Here is an 18,790-nt window from a genome sequence, read left to right as displayed (position 1 = left end):
CTGCTTTTGTAAAGGTACACCTGTTTAAAAGGGTTCATTTACCTTTTCAGAAAAGAAAATCATGAAAACATTGCTGACATGCATCAATATCCCGATGATGATAGTACTGAATGTGTTATCTTTAAATCAACAAATTACTACTTCAGACAAACTAAATTTTTTATTGTGGAAAGAAGAAATTTTTTATCGCTGAGTTCTTTAGGATTGACTGCATTGGCTATGCCGAAAAACAGGCTGTCGGGCTTTGCCGGGCCGGTTAAAAAACCAATTGTTATTGCTACCTGGGATGCGGGTATTGCCGCCAATAAAGCCGCATGGCTTATTTTAAAAAATAACGGACGTGCATTGGATGCAGTTGAAAAAGGGGTAATGGTTACTGAATCATCCATCAATTGTTGTGTAGGGTTAGGTGCCAATCCTGACAGAGATGGCTATGTTACATTAGATGCCTCTATTATGGATGAAAATTTTAACTGCGGTGCGGTTGCCTGTTTGCAACGCATTAAGCATCCCATTTCAGTAGCCAGAAGGGTAATGGAGAAAACACCTCATGTTTTATTGGCTGGTGAAGGAGCCCAACAGTTTGCCATTGCCGAAGGCTTTATTTTGGAACCGGAGCAACTTAGCAATGAAGCCAAAAAAGCTTATGAAAACTGGCTGAAAAAAAGTGAATATAAACCTATTATCAACATTGAACGGAATGAAGGAAAAACTTCTTTTGTGCCCACTTCGGTTCCCGCAAAATTAGAAACCGGACAATGGAATCATGATACCATTGCTATGTTGGCGTTAGACAGTGCCGGCAATTTAAGCGGTAGCTGTACCACCAGTGGTCAGGCCTTTAAAATGCATGGCCGTGTAGGCGATTCGCCGCTAATTGGTGCCGGCTTATTTGTGGATAACGAGGTAGGCGCTGCTGCTGCTACCGGCCAGGGGGAAGATATCATTAGAATTTGTGGTTCGCATACAGTGGTTGAACTGATGCGGCAGGGATGGCCGCCGGAACAAGCCTGTAAAATGGCGGTTGAAAGAATTGCAAAAATTAAAGGCAGTAAAGCAAAAGAAATTCAAATAGGTTTTGTGGCTCTGAATAAAAAAGGAGAATATGGCGGCTATTGTTTACAGAAAGGATTTAATTATGCAGTTTGTTTTGCAGATGATAAAAACTTTTTAGAAGACGCAAAATTTATATTACCATAAATGAAACTAATTGAAATAGCGGTTTTCTCAATTGAGTCTGCTATCGCTGCTTATAAAGCCGGTGCCAATCGACTTGAATTATGTGAAAACTATGAAAATGGCGGCACTACTCCTTCCTATGGATATTTAAAAACGGTTCGACAAAAGATTGATCTGCCACTTTTCGTAATGATTTGCCCAAGAGCCGGAGATTTTGTGTACACTGATGCAGAGTTTGCAGCCATGCAGGCAGATGTTAAACTTTGCAAGCAAATGGGTTTTGATGGCGTAGTAATTGGCATTTTAAAAACCGACGGCAGTATTGATATAGCAAGAACACAGCAATTAGCAGCGTTGGCTTACCCAATGGAAGTTACCTTTCACCGGGCATTTGATCGGTGCAAACAACCATTGGAAGCCATGGAAAATATTATTCAATGTGGTTGTCAGCGTATTTTAACCAGTGGACAACAGCCCAATGCTTTATTGGGAAAAGCATTAATACAAAAACTAATTGTAGCAGCGTCAGACAGAATTGTGATTGTGCCGGGAGGAGGTATTAGAAGCAGTAATCTGGAGGAGTTGCTTTTATTTACCGGAACAGATGAAGTGCATAGCAGTGCAAAAAAATTGGAACCATCGCCCATGCAATTTTGGGTAGATGCCATGCAGGACAAAAGCGAAAGAATAATGGTAGATGCATCAGAAATTGCAGCATTAAAACAAATACTGCAACAATGTTAACACATGCTAATTAATTTTTACAACCCATAATCATAAGGCATGGCAGTGGATAAGCCCATCCAGTTCCAATCACCAATTACCCAATAATCAGAAGATGGAAAAGAATATCCGGTATTGGCAATATAAACCGGATTATCAGAGAAAATAATGTACGAATAGCTTTCTGCTAATGAGCTGGTAAATGGATTAAACCCATTGGATCTGTCAATCGGTTCCCATGCATCTGTTTTTTTATATTTTACCTCCATAATGTGCTGTGAGGCCAATAATACAGCAAGATTATCTTGATTCTTTTTCAGGAAATTAGATAACAAATTCTGTGCACCGGTTGCAGCAACATCAACAAACTTTTTCTTAACAATGGTATTTCCTTCTTTTAAAGATTGCATACCTGTTGTATTTTTTTTATTAGCAACAGCACTGGCATAACCAGATTCATTTTCAAAAATGCGTTGTATAAATTGAACAGTAAAACCATTTTGATGCAAACTGTCATTATACAGGCTTTTCCAAAAAGCAATCTGACTGGTTGGATAGTTTTGTTTTCTATTTTCTATCCATTTATTTTTAATATCTAAACTTTGTGAATGCAGCGGCTTAAATGCAATCGTGCCATCATACACCATGTCGCCATTTTTATTCATCTTAAAACTTTCCAAATTCATCAATAACATATAACCCAGCGCCTCATTACTCACCATGAGGGGGCCATCAGCCAGCACATCTAAAATTTGTGTAGAATCGTTCCATTTAAATTTCAATGCATCAGAATTCAAAATTTCACATTGAGCAGCATAGTCCGCATGGCCCATAAAAAAGTTTTGGAATAACTGAAACCACTCTTTCCCATTTGCAGTACCGGAACCTATCCATACATTAAAACGGGCAGTATCCAACTGCGTCATTTCAAATCGGATTTGCGTTGGAATTTTTTGAGTGGTAATATGATAAGTTAAGGTTTCAAAACCTGCTTTGGTAGCAATCAAATCAGCTTCAATACCAGTAATATTATCCAAATCAAACTGACCGGCACTATTGGTGATGGTAAGATAGGTTGACTGATTCACATAAATATATACACCACTAACTGGCTGATGTGTAACAGCATTGATAACTATACCTTTAAGGGTATAGGCCAATGCATTCCGGCTGATTATACAACCTAAAATGATACAAACTACAATAGCAGCAATACGTTTCATAAAAAATTTAAGTATTGTAGATGCTGAAGCTCGCAGGTAAGCCTGATTATCCGTTTGCTACCATCATCTGTTCCTCATATCGTGGTGATGATATTAGTACAACATTCTCACTTTAATGGTATCTTTTACCTCTTTTAATAATGCCGCTGCTTTATTAGATAATTTTTTATCTACATCCAATACAACATAACCAATGGCATCATTTGTTTTTAAGTATTGGCCAACGATATTAATATGATGACTCGCCAAAGCACTATTGATGGCACTTAATACACCAGGTTTATTTCTGTGAATGTGTAAAATACGATGTGCGCCATCTATAGGAGGCAAACTAATGGCAGGAACGGTATGTGAGCCATTGGTAATACCTCTTTCAAGGTAATTAAACAATTTAACACTTACATCTTCACCAATGTTTTCCTGCGCTTCTTCGGTGGAACCACCAATATGTGGCGTTAGAATTACATTGGGTAACCCCTGCAAAGGCGTTTCAAAATGATCGCCGCTTTTTTCTGGTTCCCATGGGAATACATCAATGGCAGCTCCGCCAACTGCACCGGCTTTTATTGCTTCTGCCAACGCTTTCAAATCAACCACTTCACCACGTGCATAATTAATTAAAATGGTGCCCGGTTTAAAATTTTTAATGACCGCTTTTGTAATCAGATTTTTGGTTTGTGGTGTTTCCGGAACATGCAGGGTAATAATATCGGCTATACCCACCAATTCTTTCATGCTTTTACAGGCAATGGCATTACCTAATGGCAACTTGTTTTCAATATCATAAAAACGAACCTGCATACCCATTGCTTCGGCCAAAACGCTTACCTGCGAACCAATATTTCCATAGCCAATAATACCCAATGTTTTACCCCGTAATTCAAAACTGCCCTTCGACTCTTTGAGCCAAATACCTTCATGAGCTGCTTTATTTTTATCCGGAATTCTTCTTATCAACATAATTGATAATGCAATTACCAATTCGGCCACACTTCTTGTATTGCTGTAAGGCGCATTAAACACTACTACCCCATTATCGGTTGCTGCTTTCAGGTTTACCTGATTTACGCCAATACAAAAACATCCTATGGCCTGTAATTTTGTTGCGGCTTTTAATACATTTTCTGTTATTTTGGTTTTAGACCGAATGCCTAACAGATGTACATTTTTTACCGCATCTATTAATTGTTCTTCACTTAAAGCACCATTTAATTTTTTAACGTTTACATACCCGCTTTGTTTAAAATATTGCACTGCTTTATCACTGATGTTTTCTAAAAGCAGTATGTTAATTTTTTCTTTGGGGTAACTGGTTGGGTTGGTTGTTTGCTTATTCATAGCTGCTAAATTAAATTATATTCTCCAATTAATAGTTGATGCAAATTTTACTTTTGTTTTTGCTTAACGAAACTCGGCACATTATCCTTTATATTTGCGCCTTTTGAAACCATTGAGGCATGCACAAATTATTGATACTTTCATCTCTGTTTACATTGTTGTTTTTATCCTGCAAATCGCAGAAAGAAAAAAATGCCATACAGCAAGCTATTGCACCAGTTACTTTTCATTTCGATACACTGACCCCGCAACAGAAACAAGCCTATGCAAATGCCATTTCCTCATTGTATAAAAAAAATTTATTAGATAAAGATTTTAATGGCGCCATTTTAATGGCGAAGAACGGCGAAGTGGTTTTTGAAGATTACAATGGTTATTACAATTTTAAAACAAATGAAAAAATAACACCCGATGATCCTTTTCATTTGGCCTCAATTTCAAAAACTTTTACTGCCATGACACTTCTGCGATTATGGGAGCAAGGCAGAATTGAACTAACCGATACCATACAAAAATTTTTCCCAAGTTTTCCTTATCGTAATATAACCGTAACTGATTTACTATCGCACCGAAGCGGACTTCCCAATTATGTTTATTTCATGGATGAAAAGAAAGCAGTGGTTTCTTATGCAAGAAACAAAAGAGGGAAAAGAATTAAAATTGTACATCTGGTTCCTTCCGGGAATGAAGTAAAAGGCTTTCAAACCAATCAGGATGTATTAAACTATATGATTGCACATCAACCCGCTATCCTTTCCTTGCCCAATAAAAAATTTCATTACTGTAACACCAATTATGCACTACTGGCATTGATTATTGAAAAAATTACCAAAATGCCTTTTCCGCAATACATGAAAGACAGTGTGTTTAATGTTTTGGGCATGAAGCATACGTATGTATTCAGTATTGCAGATACCAATCGGTATATACCTTCTTTTCAACCCAATAAAGCACCATTTAAATTAGAAAAATTAGATTGTATTTATGGTGATAAAAATGTGTACAGTACGGTAAGAGACATGCTTTTATGGGATAAAGCCTTGTATGAAGGCAGTTTTGTAAAACCACAAACACTCTCAATGGCATTTGAGCCAAGAAGCCTTGAAATTAAATCGAACCACAATTATGGTATGGGATGGCGTATGTTGTTAGATGGCAGTAACGGCCCCATTATATACCATAATGGCTGGTGGCATGGCAACAATACCGTATTTACCCGATTAATTAATGATACGGCCACTTTAATTATATTAGGAAATAGGTATAATCGAAACATTTACAGTGCCAGAAAAATGACTTCAGTTTTCTCCGGCCAGTCAGACACTTCCCGCATTGAAGAATAATTTGATGATTTAGATTGTTTGTATTTGATTCTCATCAGATTATTGTTTTTCTGTAGATAGTTCCCTGAATTTATAATACATTCGGGTCTGAATAATAATGAAGCTTCGCCTATTCATTTTAGTAGCATTTCCTTTTTTCTTTGTTGCAGCATCAGCACAACAAAGACCCTATTATACGCAATACATTTTAAACAATTTTATTATTAATCCGGCAGTTGCCGGAATTGAAAATTATACCGATGTAAAATTGAGTCACCGTATTCAATGGGAAGGTTTAACAGATGCACCTGTTACTACTTATTTCACCATTCAGGGGCCATTGCATAAAAGCAGCTTTCCTGAAAAAACTGCAACCGGCTATCATACCCCTGGCGAAAACCCTCGTGGCAATGCCTATTGGCGAAATTACACCAGCGCACCCGCCCATGCAGGCGTTGGTTTAACCATTCTGAACGACAAGGCCGGATCACTGAACCGTTTTGCTGCTTATGCTACTTATGCCTATCATGTAGGATTAACTCCTAACACCAATTTGTCTGCCGGAATATCAGCCGGCATTTCGCAACTCAGTTTAAATACGTCCAACCTAAATTTTGCTGTACCGGTTGATCCGGCAGTAACCAATGCCAACACCATTAACCGGATAAAACCGGATATCAGTGCCGGTTTGTGGTTATATGCAGCCAATTATTTTTTGGGATTATCTGCACAGCAAATAATTCCCGACCAGATTTATTTTTCCAATCATCCTGTTGGTATTGTTCCGGGCAAATTGGTGCCCCATTTGTTTTTTACCGCCGGCTATCGGTATAGCCTTTCTGACGATATCAGTGCACTTCCTTCCTTCCAAATCCGATATATTCTACCATTGCCATTGGGGATAGATGTGAATGTAAAATTGCAATACAAGGATTTATTGTGGGCAGGCGTATCATTGCGTTATAAAAATGGATTTGCAGCCATGTTAGGCATCAATTTAAATCAATCGGTAAATATTGGTTATTCATACGATTACACCACCTCAGCATTAGGAACTGTTAGTAGTGGTACCCATGAAATTTTGATTGGCTTTTTATTAAACAATCGTTATGCTGACTGGTGCCCCAGAAGACTGTGGTGAGCATTATTAAATTTTATCATTTAATTGAATGAAACAACATCACAGGCAGTATCATTCATGATGGGCAATGGCTCTTCAAACCCATCAGATTGATTAGAAAACCAATACACATAATCCTCTTCAGGCATTTCATTATTAGCAGGATTCATAATCAGTAACATAAAATAGCCAGGCTCAAATTCTTTGCACCAATTGCTTTTTTGTACTTGAACCAAAAACATCTGACATGCAGAAATATTTAAAATACAGGCATTTTCATCGGAAATGTATTGATGAGCCATAACGGGAATGAATTGATGTATGGATTGTAACTCAATCTGTTGCTGTTGCATTTGATACAAGAGTGCTTTCATCCACCATTTCAGAGCAGTAGTCTTTATTAAATGCCGTTGATGTTGAATACTTGCGAAAAATTTCAGTGCATGCTGGTTTATATCATCTGCGGCAAACAATTTTAAAATGGATTGTGAAGTAGTGAGCCTGAATAGATTAAAATATATTTTAGCACTATTTTGTTGATTTGAATTTGAAGAAAGCAAATTTTTTGTTTGAATGAATGTAGTGCCTTCAGGCAATGTTGATGCTGCTTTATTTTCTGTTTGAACAACAGGCAAAGACTGGTCAATAATCAGGTTTGAAACAGGTACAGTTGCTTTAGGCAAATAGGAAGTTGCAGATTTTGAAACAGCAATCATTTTCTTGTCTGAATGTAGCTTTATTTTTTGTTTTTTGTATGTACGATGTACAGGTTCCATTGAAATTTTAAAGGGCTGAAGAATACTATTCTTATCAGCAACTGTATGAATAAATAGTTGATTTTGCTGCACCATCTCATTCGGATGCAATACCAATAAAGGCTGCTTTAATTGCATGGTATACACAAATACAAACCCTGCCATCATGAAAACTAAAACAGACAGCCATCTAAATACCAAACGACCTGAATATACTGCACGCTTATTTGCATACAATATATGTTTAATTCGAAACAACAATTCACCCTTATGCTGCACAGCCGGCATCGATAAAACGGGCAAGGAATAATTTTGTGATATTCGGGCTAATTGCAACAAGGTTTCAGCATACAATAACGGTTCATACTTTTGTTGCAACACATATTCATCACAACAAATTTCTCTGCTGCGTTCCATTTCCTTCACCAATAATCTGGCAAAAGGATTAAACCAGATGATTGACTGTAACAGCTGAACTAAGATATTGATGAGATAATCATTCCGCTTAATGTGTGCCAACTCATGCAACAAAATTGCTTCAACCGCTGTAGTTGACAAATGTGTAATTCCTGCAATCGGCAATAAAATAAATGGTTTAAAAAATCCAATAGTCATGGGGCTTTTAATACCTGAAATTATAAAAAGTCGAATGGATTTTTTTAAATGCAGCCACTGTTTTTTTGTTTCAATAAACTTTATAAATTCTTCCGGTAACGGTTGCAATGTATTTGCTAATAAATTTTTATGCTGCCGAAAAATTAATGGCCATCTAATCAGCTGTACCACCAACCATACTATATAGATTCCTGCTATTGCATTAAAAACATAATAAAAAATGGGTTTATTTGCTGCATGGGTTACCCCTTTTAAGGACTCAACAATAAAAACAGACAGTATTAATTGTTGATTAGCAACCGGATCAGCAATTGAAAGATAATGTATAAAAGAAAAAATAAAGAGAATGAAAACACCTGCAATGGCCATTATCGCAACATTGTAATGCATTGCAACTTTGTTGGGAAATAATATTTTAAAGAGCATAAACAATAACCAGACAATACTACCCTGCAGTACATTCCAAACAATAGCTGCTCCTAAATTGGTAAAAATAGCAGGTAACATGCCCATTATTTTGCACTTTTCAAATTATCCAATAAAGTTTGTATTGCCTGTAATTCTTCTGCATTTGGCTTATTTGTACCCAAAGCCTGCATAACCAAAGCAGTTGCCGAACCCCCAAATAAACTGTGTATCATTTTTCCTACTAACTGTTGCTGGGTGTTTTCTTTGCTTACATTCGGCTGATAGATATGTGTCTTATTTTGATCATTTCGAATCACCAATCCTTTCTCATACATAATTTGCATGAGTTTTAAAGTAGTAGTGTATCCCGAATCTTTGTGTAAACTTAGCACTTCATGCACTTCTCGAACGGTGGCATTACCCTTTTGCCATAATATCTGCAAAATTTCTAACTCACTTTCGGTAGGTTTTATTTTTTTCATATTTACTTGAGAATTTTGGGTGTAAAAACGAACAATCCAACAAAATCTATTGAACTGATAACTTTATCACTAAAACTTGGTATTCAATTTCACAATCATTGAAGTTGGTACGATTTCATTCGTAAGCAATTTACACAGCTTCGCTGTAAAAGAAAAGATAAAATAAGTTTAAAGCTTTTTTTCGGCAGAAGTCTGCCTTTTACGCAATTCGCTGGTAGTTTGGCTGTTGCCATCATGGCTCCAACCTGGAAGACCGAATAGATATCCCAAAATATGTTGTAAGCGGTGCGATTTTCGAAGATCACCCACAATTTTAATCCATTCAAAAAAAGCAATTCTAATTGGGTTAAACGTATTTACATTTTTGGTAAGGCCAAAAGTTGAGGTAAAAACTTCTTCCTGAAAAGTACCAAACATACGATCCCATATAATTAATGTACCGGCATGATTTTTATCTAAGTACAAAATATTGCTTCCATGGTGCACACGATGATGAGAAGGTGTATTAAAAATATACTCTACCCATTTGGATAATTTTTGAACGGTTTGGGTATGAATCCAAAACTGATATAACAAGCTTATCGATTGCATTAGTAAGATCATGACGGGATGAAATCCTACCAGTGGCATCCACGACCAAAAAATGAAAGAGCCGGTTAAATTACCTGTCCAAGTTTGTCTTAAAGCAGCAGCCAAATTATAATGTTCAGAAGAATGATGTACTACATGGCTTGCCCAAAACCAACGTACGGTGTGTGCCATTCGATGAAACCAATAATAGCTAAAATCATCTGCGAAAAATAACAACACCCAAGCCCACCATGCCGTATAGGGTATGGTAAAAATACGATAGGTGTATAGCCAGGAGAAAAATAAGAGTATAATGGCTTTGGTGAGAATACCGGTAAATAGATTCCCTAAACCCAATACTATACTGGTGGCAGTATCTTTAACATGGTATAATTCCTTTTGTATATGATATGCATACACCACTTCTACAATAATCAGCAGAATAAATGCAGGAACAGCGTGTAATAATATATTAGGGAATTGCGGCATAGCATACAATCAAATCAACTTCTAATATACACATATCACGGCAAAAAAAATTTTGGGTTAGTTATTTTAGAAATGCCTTATATTTTTCCATAATAGCTTCAGATTGCTCCTTGCCATTGATAAATATTTTGCTGTTGCGAATTTCTAATTTAACATCATTACCTTGTATTACACCATCATTACGCAATTGCTGCATCAATGCATTCATTGTGTTATCACTTCCGGTAGAAAACGAACCCTGCCCTAAAATTTTTTGTGTACTGTCTGAGATGGAAATTTCAATGGTTTGCGCTTTAACTGTATTGGCGTCTGACTGATGCAAATGGGCCAATGTAGGTGCAATCACCAAAGAAACAATGGACATCAATTTAATTAAAATATTCATTGACGGGCCTGAAGTATCTTTGAACGGATCACCAACTGTATCGCCGGTAACTGAAGCCTTATGAGGCTCAGATTTTTTATAATGCATTTTACCATTTATTTCAACTCCTTTTTCAAAAGATTTTTTAGCATTATCCCAAGCTCCACCTGCATTGTTCTGAAACATACCCATTAAAACACCACTTACAGTAGCACCCGCTAAAAATCCGCCTAAAGCTTCAGGTCCTAAAATAAACCCAATTAACAAAGGTGCAATAATAGTAATTGCTCCGGGCAACATCATTTTTTTAATGGATGCTTTGGTAGAAATGGCAACACATTTATCATATTCCGGCTTACCGGTTCCTTCCATAATGCCTGGAATATTCTTAAACTGACGACGAACCTCTTCTACCATAGCCATGGCAGCCTGGCCCACCGCACGAATAGCTAAAGAAGAAAAAATAAATGGAATCATGCCGCCAACAAATAAACTGGCCAACACTTTTGCTTTATAAATATCAATACCATGCATTTCATAACCATTGTTGTTAATCACTCCAACATAGGCTGCAAACAAAGCCAGCGCAGTTAAAGCAGCCGAAGCAATCGCAAAGCCTTTTCCGGTAGCTGCCGTTGTATTACCCACTGCATCCAACACATCTGTTTTTTCACGAACATCGCCCGGTAATTCGCTCATTTCTGCAATACCCCCTGCATTATCTGCAATTGGTCCAAAAGCATCAATGGCTAATTGCATGGCCGTAGTTGCCATCATGCCTGCAGCAGCAATGGCTACACCATATAAGCCCGCACAGGCATAAGCACCCCAAATACCTCCGGCTAAAACCAAAATGGGTAAAAATGTACTTTCCATTCCTACGGCTAACCCGCCAATTACGTTGGTTGCATGTCCGGTAGATGACTGTTTAATAATACTAAGCACCGGTCTTTTGCCCATTGCAGTATAATATTCAGTAATAATACTCATTAAAGTACCTACCAATAATCCTACACCAATTGCACCCAAAACACCCCAACGGGTAAATTCAAGTCCGCGTAACACCATTGTTTCCGGTAAAATATAAGTTACCAAACCAATACAGGCCAATGCAGTTAAAACAATACTGCCCCAGTTGCCCATATTTAGCGCTTTTTGAACATTGGCGGTATTTACGCCGGCATGTTCACTTATTTTAACAAAGAAAGTTCCGATAATTGAAAATAAAATTCCCACACCAGCTATTACCATTGGTAATAGGATGGGGCCATATCCACCAAAGTTGTCGTGTGAAATGGTTTCCTGACCCAGTACCATTGTAGCCAAAACGGTAGCAACATAAGAACCAAATAAATCGGCACCCATACCAGCCACATCACCCACATTATCACCCACATTATCAGCAATAGTTGCCGGATTGCGTGGATCATCTTCAGGAATACCAGCTTCTACTTTACCCACTAAATCGGCGCCAACATCTGCTGCTTTTGTATAAATACCACCTCCTACACGGGCAAATAATGCAATACTTTCAGCACCTAATGAAAAACCGGTTAACACCTCAATGGTTTTAATCATTTCAAGGCTGGTTGAAGCAGCATCTGGCGCAAAAATTTGCTTTAAAACCAGAAATAAAGCACCAAGACCCAATACAGCCAATCCTGCTACGCCTAATCCCATTACAGATCCGCCGGTAAAAGAAACTTTTAATGCTTTAGCAAGGCTGGTTCTGGCTGCTTGAGCAGTTCGAACATTTGCTTTAGTAGCAATACGCATACCAATAAATCCGGCTACAGCACTACAAACAGCACCTAAAATAAATGCAATGGCAATACTCCAATTGCTATTTGCGTTACTCTGTGCCATAAATGCCAATAAAATGGCAACAAAAGCAACAAAATAACCCAATACCTTCCATTCTGCCTTTAAAAATGCCATAGCACCCTCAGCGATATACGTGCTGATTTCTTTCATTCGGGGTGTACCGGCATCTTGTTTGGCTACCCATTTAAATTGAATAAGGGTATACAGCAAACCTATAATACCCATGATTGGAACTGCATAAAACAAATTGTTCGTCATTAGCTTTGGTTATTAGTTTAAGTAAAACATATTTATATGTTAAGGGCAACAAAAATAGGGGAAAACAATAAAAATTATTTAAAAAACGGCATAGTATTCCCTCTTTTATCAAAAATCAGATAATAAAATTAGCTGCATACTCCCAACACAATATTCAAAATTTTTGCTATATTATCTTTTTCATTTCGTTAAATAATATTATTTTAATAGTTAATATATTACCAAAAAAGTAAAAACCTACATTTGCAGCACAAACATTTGCCATGATGAATATTAAAAAAAATGTGTTAGAAACCATTGGGAATACACCAATGATTCAATTGAACAAAATTGTAAAAGATTTTCCTTGTACTGTTGCTGCCAAAGTTGATTATTTTAACCCCGGTAATTCTATCAAAGACCGTATGGCTTTAAAAATGATAGAAGTAGCTGAGCAGGGAGGCAGATTAAAACCCGGAGGAACCATTATTGAGGGTACCAGCGGCAATACAGGTATGGGTTTGGCATTAGCGGCCTGTGTAAAAGGCTATAAATGTATTTTTGTTACCACCGATAAACAAAGTAAAGAAAAGGCAGATATTTTAAAAGCCGTTGGTGCAGAAGTAATTGTTTGTCCTACCAATGTTTTACCCGAAGACCCTAAAAGTTATTACAGTGTTGCCAAAAGACTAAGTCTTGAAATTCCCAATGCCTGCTACATGAATCAATATGATAATTTGGCCAACAGACAGGCACATTATGAAAGCACAGGCCCTGAAATTTGGGAGCAAACTGATGGGAAAATAACTCATTTAGTATGTACGGCCGGAACAGGTGGCACCATTACCGGAACGGCTATGTATTTAAAAGAAAAAAATCCAAATATCCAGGTTTGGGCAATAGATGTATATGGTTCGTTGCTGACGCATTATTATCTAACGGGAGAAGTAGATATGTCGTATGTACACCCTTATATCAGTGAAGGTTTTGGAGAAGATTTTGTTCCCAAAAACTACGATATGCGTTTCATTGATCATTTTGAGCAGGTAACAGATAAAGATGGTGCTATTATGGCCAGAAGAATTGCCAAAGAAGAAGGATTATTTTGTGGGTACAGCGCCGGCAGTTGTTTACAGGGCCTCATGCAATTAAAAAACCGATTGAAAAAAGATGATTTTGTGGTGTGTATTTTCCATGATCATGGCAGCCGGTATGTAGGTAAAATATACAATGATCAATGGATGATGGAGCGCGGTTTTTTAGAAGTAAAAACATGTAAAGACATTATCAATGGCAGGGCACACAAAAAATTAGTAACCATATCTCCGCAACAAACAGTTGCAGATGCTGTTGCATTGATGGAAAAATACGATATTGAACACATTCCTGTGATGGATGACAATCAAATTAAAGGCGCTGTAAGTGAAGGAGGATTATTTATCAAAATGTTTTCGAATCCGGAAATCAAATCGCAAATGGTTGAAACAGTAACAGAACCCTCCTATCCTATTGTAGACATTGCCACACCCATTGAAAAATTAGGAGCACTCATCAATAAAACCAACGGTGCCGTATTGGTGAACGATGAAAAAGGAGATTATCACATCATTACCAAATATGATATTTTGCAAAGCCTTGGCCGTTAATCACTTTTTAAAATTATATTATGCTCTCAGCACAGCACGAAGTTTTTTTAGAAGTTGCCAAACAGAAAAGCTTTTCGAAAGCTGCTGAGGAAATGTATATCTCTCAACCTGCCATCAGTAAACATATAAAGCAACTCGAATTTCAATATAAAACCAAATTATTCGATCGGCGCGGAATGTATATTGAACTAACCCCAGCCGGTGAACTTTTATTTGAAAGGTTAACAGAAGTAAAACGTATTCAGGAACAAACACTTTTCGACATCACCACCCTTTCCAAAGCAATGGAGGCAGAAGGGGTTTTAAAATTAGGAGCCAGTACCACCGTGGCTTTATATATTTTACCAAAAGTATTATCCATATTTCATGAACAACATCCTAATTTAACCATCAGTTTATTGAACCGAAATACAGAAATTGTTTTGGATGCCCTCCTGAATAAAGAAATTAATCTGGGTATTATTGAAGAAAAAGGACAATTAACCAATGTAAGTTATTTGCCTTTTATAACCGATGAAGTGGTTGCCGTTTGCAGTCGGCAAAGTATCTGGGCCCAAAAAAAGAATTACCAGGTAAAAGATTTATATCAGATGCCTTTAGCCATCAGAGAACGTGGAAGCGGTACTTTGGCAGTTTTAAAAAAAAATCTGGAAAAACATAAAATACAACTCAACGATTTAAATATTAAAGTAAGATTAGGCGGAACTGAAGCATTGAAGAATTTTTTAATTGAATCTGATTGTCTGGGTTTTCTGCCACATCGGTCTGTTATCAAAGAGTTAAAGTATGGTGAGCTGAAACAACTGCACTTTGAAGGACTCAGTATTGTACGTAACTTTTATTTCATTCAACGTAAGGGAGAAACCAGCAATTTGAACAAATTATTGATTAAAACAGCACAATCTGTTTATCACAAATAGTTATAGCATATAACGAATTTGCATTCATTTGGTTATAACATACCTGTAGTTTTACAGTGTGAAAACAGTTAGTGAAACAATTTCAGGAGCCAGCCATCTTACCTGTTCCAATTGCGGTAAAATATACAATATACACCAGCAGCAAACCTATGCATCCTGCTGCAATCAACCTTTATTTACCCAATATAATGGCATCCATCCTGCTAAAGAAAATTTAGTCAACCAACCCCATCATTTATGGCGCTATGCTGCCATGCTGCCCGTATTTGATGCAACCAACAGAATTAGCCTGGAAGAAGGATTTACACCCATGCATACCCTCCATAAATTTTCCGCAAAATATGCAGTAAACCGGCTTTATTTAAAAGATGAAGGTGTAAACCCAACAGGCTCTTTTAAAGCAAGAGGTTTAAGTGTTGCCATCTCTAAAGCAAAAGAACTGGGCATTGAACATTGCATTATACCAACGGCCGGTAATGCAGGTGGTGCCATGAGTGCCTATTGCGCAAAGGCAGGGATACAAGCTACGGTGGTCATGCCAAAATCGAGTGCCATGTTGATTAAAGAAGAGGTTCAAATGTTCGGTGCCAAATTGATTGAAGTAAATGGCTTTATTCATGATTGCGGAAAATTGGTACAACAAATAGCAGCCGAAACCGGCGCATTTGATATGAGCACCATGAAAGAACCTTATCGGTTAGAGGGCAAAAAAACCTTAGGTTATGAAATAGCCGAACAACTCAACTGGCAATTACCCGATGTCATTATTTATCCCACCGGTGGCGGTACCGGATTAATTGGTATGTGGAAAGCTTTTGCAGAGATGCAGCAAATGCAATGGCTCAATTCCTCCAAAAAGCCACGAATGGTTATTGTACAAACAGAAAATTGTAATCCCATGATACAAATGATTGAAAAAGGCAAAAAAAATGAATCCTTTCAACCAGGTTATTCAATTGCCAATGGTTTGGTTGTACCTACTCCTTTTGCAGAAAAAAGCATGTTGCGGGTTATTCATGAAAGCAAAGGCACCGGCGTTACTGTGTCTGAAAATGATATACAACAAGGTATTCGGGAGATAGCCCGAACTGAAGGTTTGTTACTTTCACCGGAAGGGGCTGCCGCCTTTGCAGGATTTAAAAAATTAGTAGAAAAAAATTGGATAGAAAGCCAGGAAAATGTTTGCATTGTGAATACCGGAAGCTGGTACAAATACCATTAACGGCTTATCAAAATCAACTATTTTGAAACTAAGTAATGTTTAAAGAAGATAGGCATTTGCTTAGTTTTGTTGCATGTATTTTTTTTTAAACAACTCGGCACTTCCTTTACCGGGATTAATTGCTCCCAAACGAATTGTTTCGCTGGTACCCTCGCAAACAGAACTATTATTTCATTTAGGATTAGAAAACGAAGTTGTAGGGATCACCAAATTTTGCATACATCCGGCACATTGGCGTAGCAGCAAAACAATAGTTGGTGGAACAAAAAAACTGCATCTTAAAAAAATAGAGCAATTATCTCCCGATTTAATTATTGCCAATAAAGAAGAAAATGAAAAGTCGCAAATAGAAGCTTTTAGCCATATTGCTCCGGTTTGCGTTACAGATATCAACAATTTGCAAGATGCCTGTTCTATGATATTGCAATTGGGTACTATTTGTAATAAAGCAGATCCTGCTAATATATTAGTGATGCAAATTCAACAAAAATTTGCGCAAATTGTAGCCATTACGCCTGCCTTAAAAACAGCCTACTTTATTTGGAACAGGCCATTTATGGTTGCTGCATCTAACACATTCATCAACGAAATGCTGATGCAATGCGGATTTGAAAATGTGTTTGCAGACCTCAACAGATATCCTGAAGTTTCAGCCGAACAAATAAAAGCTGCACGACCTCAATTAATACTACTTTCTTCAGAGCCTTACCCGTTTAAGGCAGAACATGTTCAATATTTTCAACAACTCATTCCATCTGCTTTGATATTACAGGTAGATGGGGAAATGTTTAGCTGGTATGGAAGCCGATTGCTGCAAAGTGCACCCTATTTTCAGGCACTTATTCACCAAATACAAAAAAAATAATAAGATGATTGAATGCTGTATAGCAATGCTAACAATTGTTTTTATGAACTATCAGTATCTTTGCCCAAGGATGAAAAAAAACGGTAGTATTGAAAGTATATTTATCATCCATAATACGTAAAAAAGAACGTTATACAAAATTGATTGAACAAACTAACCAACAACAAACCATTTAAAATGAAAAAGTATCAACCCGGAGTACTATTTGGCAATGCGCTTGCAGCATTATATCAGGATGCAAAAGAAAATAAATTTGCAATGCCGGCAGTAAACTGCATTGGCACCAATTCTATCAATGCAACTTTAGAAACAGCCGCAAAAGTAAATTCACCCGTAATCATTCAGTTTTCCAACAGTGGCGCTCAATTTATTGCAGGAAAAGGAATGCCCAACGATAATTATCAAGCCAATATTGCCGGAGCTATTTCTGGCGCATTACACGTACACAATGTTGCAAAATATTATGGTGTTCCGGTTGTTTTACATACCGACCATGCTGCAAAAAAATGGTTACCATGGGTAAGCGGATTAATAGATGCAGGCGAACAATTTTATAAAGAAAAAAAACAACCGCTTTTCAGTTCACACATGCTGGATCTTTCAGAAGAAGCATTAGATTATAACATTTCCACTTCAGTTGAATATTTTAAAAGAATGCAACCACTCGGTATGAGCCTTGAAATTGAGCTGGGTGTTACAGGTGGTGAGGAAGACGGTGTGGATAATTCAGATGTAGAAAACCACAAATTATATACTCAACCCGAAGAAATTGAACAGGCTTATGTAGCATTACATAAAGTAGGTAGCTTATTTACCATTGCTGCCGCATTTGGTAATGTGCATGGGGTTTACAGTCCGGGTAATGTTCATTTAAGGCCGGAAATTTTACACAACAGTCAGGTATACATTCAACATCAACTGCATACTGCCGAAAAACCGGTTTACTTTGTTTTTCACGGTGGCAGCGGCTCGCCCAAATCGCAAATACAAGAAGCGATAGGGTACGGTGTAATCAAAATGAATATTGATACCGATATGCAATGGGCCTTTTGGGAAGGTGTTTTAAATAATTACAAAAAGAACGAAGACTATTTGCAAAGCCAGTTAGGCAACCCAGAAGGTCCAGACATGCCTAACAAAAAACATTATGACCCACGTGTTTGGTTAAGAAAAGGGGAAGAAAACTTCATTCTCCGTTTACAGGAAGCATTTGAAGATTTGAATTGTATTAACCGAAATGCATAATTGAATAGCATTGCAGTAGCCACCTGAAATTCGGGTGGCTATTGTTGTTTTTAGGCCTGTAAACATATTTTATGTAAGATTGCCACAACCAAATAAGCACTGTTTCATGAAACAACCTTATTTTTGCTACCTTCACCCACCCGATTGAAGTACATACTATGCCCATGATTTACGTTTCCTTCTTCAGGCGGGATAAATATTTCATGGGCATTGTACGTAACAAAAGCAGATATTAAAATGATA

General features: G+C 37.3%; 15 protein-coding genes. 9 read left to right on the top strand and 6 right to left on the bottom strand.

Annotation, left to right across the window (positions count from 1 at the left end; translation table 11 throughout):
• Positions 1-78 precede the first annotated feature (78 nt).
• Together EO766_RS00245 and EO766_RS00240 are read left to right on the top strand one after the other, a co-directional pair.
• Positions 79-1,200: a glycosylasparaginase gene (locus tag EO766_RS00245; RefSeq protein ID WP_081301261.1), complete on the top strand. Its 1,122-nt coding sequence runs from the start codon at positions 79-81 to the stop codon at positions 1,198-1,200.
• A complete protein-coding gene (locus tag EO766_RS00240) occupies positions 1,201-1,923 on the top strand; it encodes a copper homeostasis protein CutC (protein ID WP_074419855.1) in 723 nt (240 codons plus the stop codon).
• Positions 1,924-1,940: 17 nt separating this feature from the next.
• Here EO766_RS00240 and EO766_RS00235 read toward each other — a convergent pair whose 3' ends face one another.
• Positions 1,941-3,125, bottom strand: a complete 1,185-nt coding sequence (locus tag EO766_RS00235; protein WP_074417903.1) for a carboxypeptidase-like regulatory domain-containing protein — start codon at positions 3,123-3,125, stop codon at positions 1,941-1,943.
• A 93-nt stretch (positions 3,126-3,218) separates the two neighbouring features.
• Positions 3,219-4,463, bottom strand: a complete 1,245-nt coding sequence (serA, locus tag EO766_RS00230; protein ID WP_074417902.1) for a phosphoglycerate dehydrogenase — start codon at positions 4,461-4,463, stop codon at positions 3,219-3,221.
• Between the two features lie 119 nt (positions 4,464-4,582).
• Here serA and EO766_RS00225 point away from each other — a divergent pair, with 119 nt between their 5' ends.
• The gene (locus tag EO766_RS00225) at positions 4,583-5,806 is read left to right on the top strand and encodes a serine hydrolase domain-containing protein (RefSeq protein ID WP_141676752.1); all 1,224 of its coding nucleotides are present in this window, start codon (positions 4,583-4,585) and stop codon (positions 5,804-5,806) included.
• A gap of 97 nt (positions 5,807-5,903) precedes the next feature.
• The gene (locus EO766_RS00220) at positions 5,904-6,926 is read left to right on the top strand and encodes a PorP/SprF family type IX secretion system membrane protein (RefSeq protein WP_074417901.1); all 1,023 of its coding nucleotides are present in this window, start codon (positions 5,904-5,906) and stop codon (positions 6,924-6,926) included.
• 20 nt (positions 6,927-6,946) lie between these two features.
• Here the strand turns inward: EO766_RS00220 and EO766_RS00215 are convergent, their stop codons facing one another.
• From EO766_RS00215 to EO766_RS00200, 4 genes are all read right to left on the bottom strand, one after another.
• Positions 6,947-8,782, bottom strand: coding sequence for a M56 family metallopeptidase (locus tag EO766_RS00215; RefSeq protein ID WP_176712988.1), 1,836 nt, complete (start codon positions 8,780-8,782; stop codon positions 6,947-6,949).
• 5 nt (positions 8,783-8,787) lie between these two features.
• Positions 8,788-9,165, bottom strand: a complete 378-nt coding sequence (locus tag EO766_RS00210) for a BlaI/MecI/CopY family transcriptional regulator (RefSeq protein ID WP_074417899.1) — start codon at positions 9,163-9,165, stop codon at positions 8,788-8,790.
• A gap of 168 nt (positions 9,166-9,333) precedes the next feature.
• Positions 9,334-10,224 carry a sterol desaturase family protein gene (locus EO766_RS00205; RefSeq protein ID WP_074417898.1) on the bottom strand — a complete coding sequence of 297 codons (891 nt, stop codon included), beginning with the start codon at positions 10,222-10,224 and terminating at the stop codon, positions 9,334-9,336.
• 61 nt (positions 10,225-10,285) lie between these two features.
• Positions 10,286-12,670, bottom strand: coding sequence for a sodium-translocating pyrophosphatase (locus EO766_RS00200; RefSeq protein ID WP_074417897.1), 2,385 nt, complete (start codon positions 12,668-12,670; stop codon positions 10,286-10,288).
• A 263-nt stretch (positions 12,671-12,933) separates the two neighbouring features.
• Between EO766_RS00200 and EO766_RS00195 the strand changes: the two genes are divergently transcribed.
• The 5 genes from EO766_RS00195 (at position 12,934) to fbaA (ending at position 18,547) form a co-directional block, all read left to right on the top strand.
• Positions 12,934-14,295 (top strand): pyridoxal-phosphate dependent enzyme, encoded by a 1,362-nt coding sequence (locus EO766_RS00195; protein WP_074419856.1) that lies wholly within the window; start codon positions 12,934-12,936, stop codon positions 14,293-14,295.
• 20 nt (positions 14,296-14,315) lie between these two features.
• A complete protein-coding gene (locus tag EO766_RS00190; RefSeq protein WP_074419857.1) occupies positions 14,316-15,215 on the top strand; it encodes a LysR substrate-binding domain-containing protein in 900 nt (299 codons plus the stop codon).
• Between the two features lie 58 nt (positions 15,216-15,273).
• A complete protein-coding gene (locus tag EO766_RS00185) occupies positions 15,274-16,437 on the top strand; it encodes a threonine synthase (protein ID WP_074419858.1) in 1,164 nt (387 codons plus the stop codon).
• 73 nt (positions 16,438-16,510) lie between these two features.
• Entirely contained in the window at positions 16,511-17,302 is a 792-nt protein-coding gene (locus EO766_RS00180) for an ABC transporter substrate-binding protein (RefSeq protein WP_074419859.1), read from the top strand.
• 177 nt (positions 17,303-17,479) lie between these two features.
• Positions 17,480-18,547 carry a class II fructose-bisphosphate aldolase gene (gene fbaA / locus EO766_RS00175; protein ID WP_074417892.1) on the top strand — a complete coding sequence of 356 codons (1,068 nt, stop codon included), beginning with the start codon at positions 17,480-17,482 and terminating at the stop codon, positions 18,545-18,547.
• The last annotated feature ends 243 nt before the right edge of the window (positions 18,548-18,790 follow it).

The sequence above is a fragment of the Hydrotalea sp. AMD genome, from assembly GCF_004100315.1.
In the GTDB taxonomy this organism is placed as follows: domain Bacteria; phylum Bacteroidota; class Bacteroidia; order Chitinophagales; family Chitinophagaceae; genus Hydrotalea; species Hydrotalea flava.
This window is presented reverse-complemented; position numbering and strand designations above follow the sequence as displayed.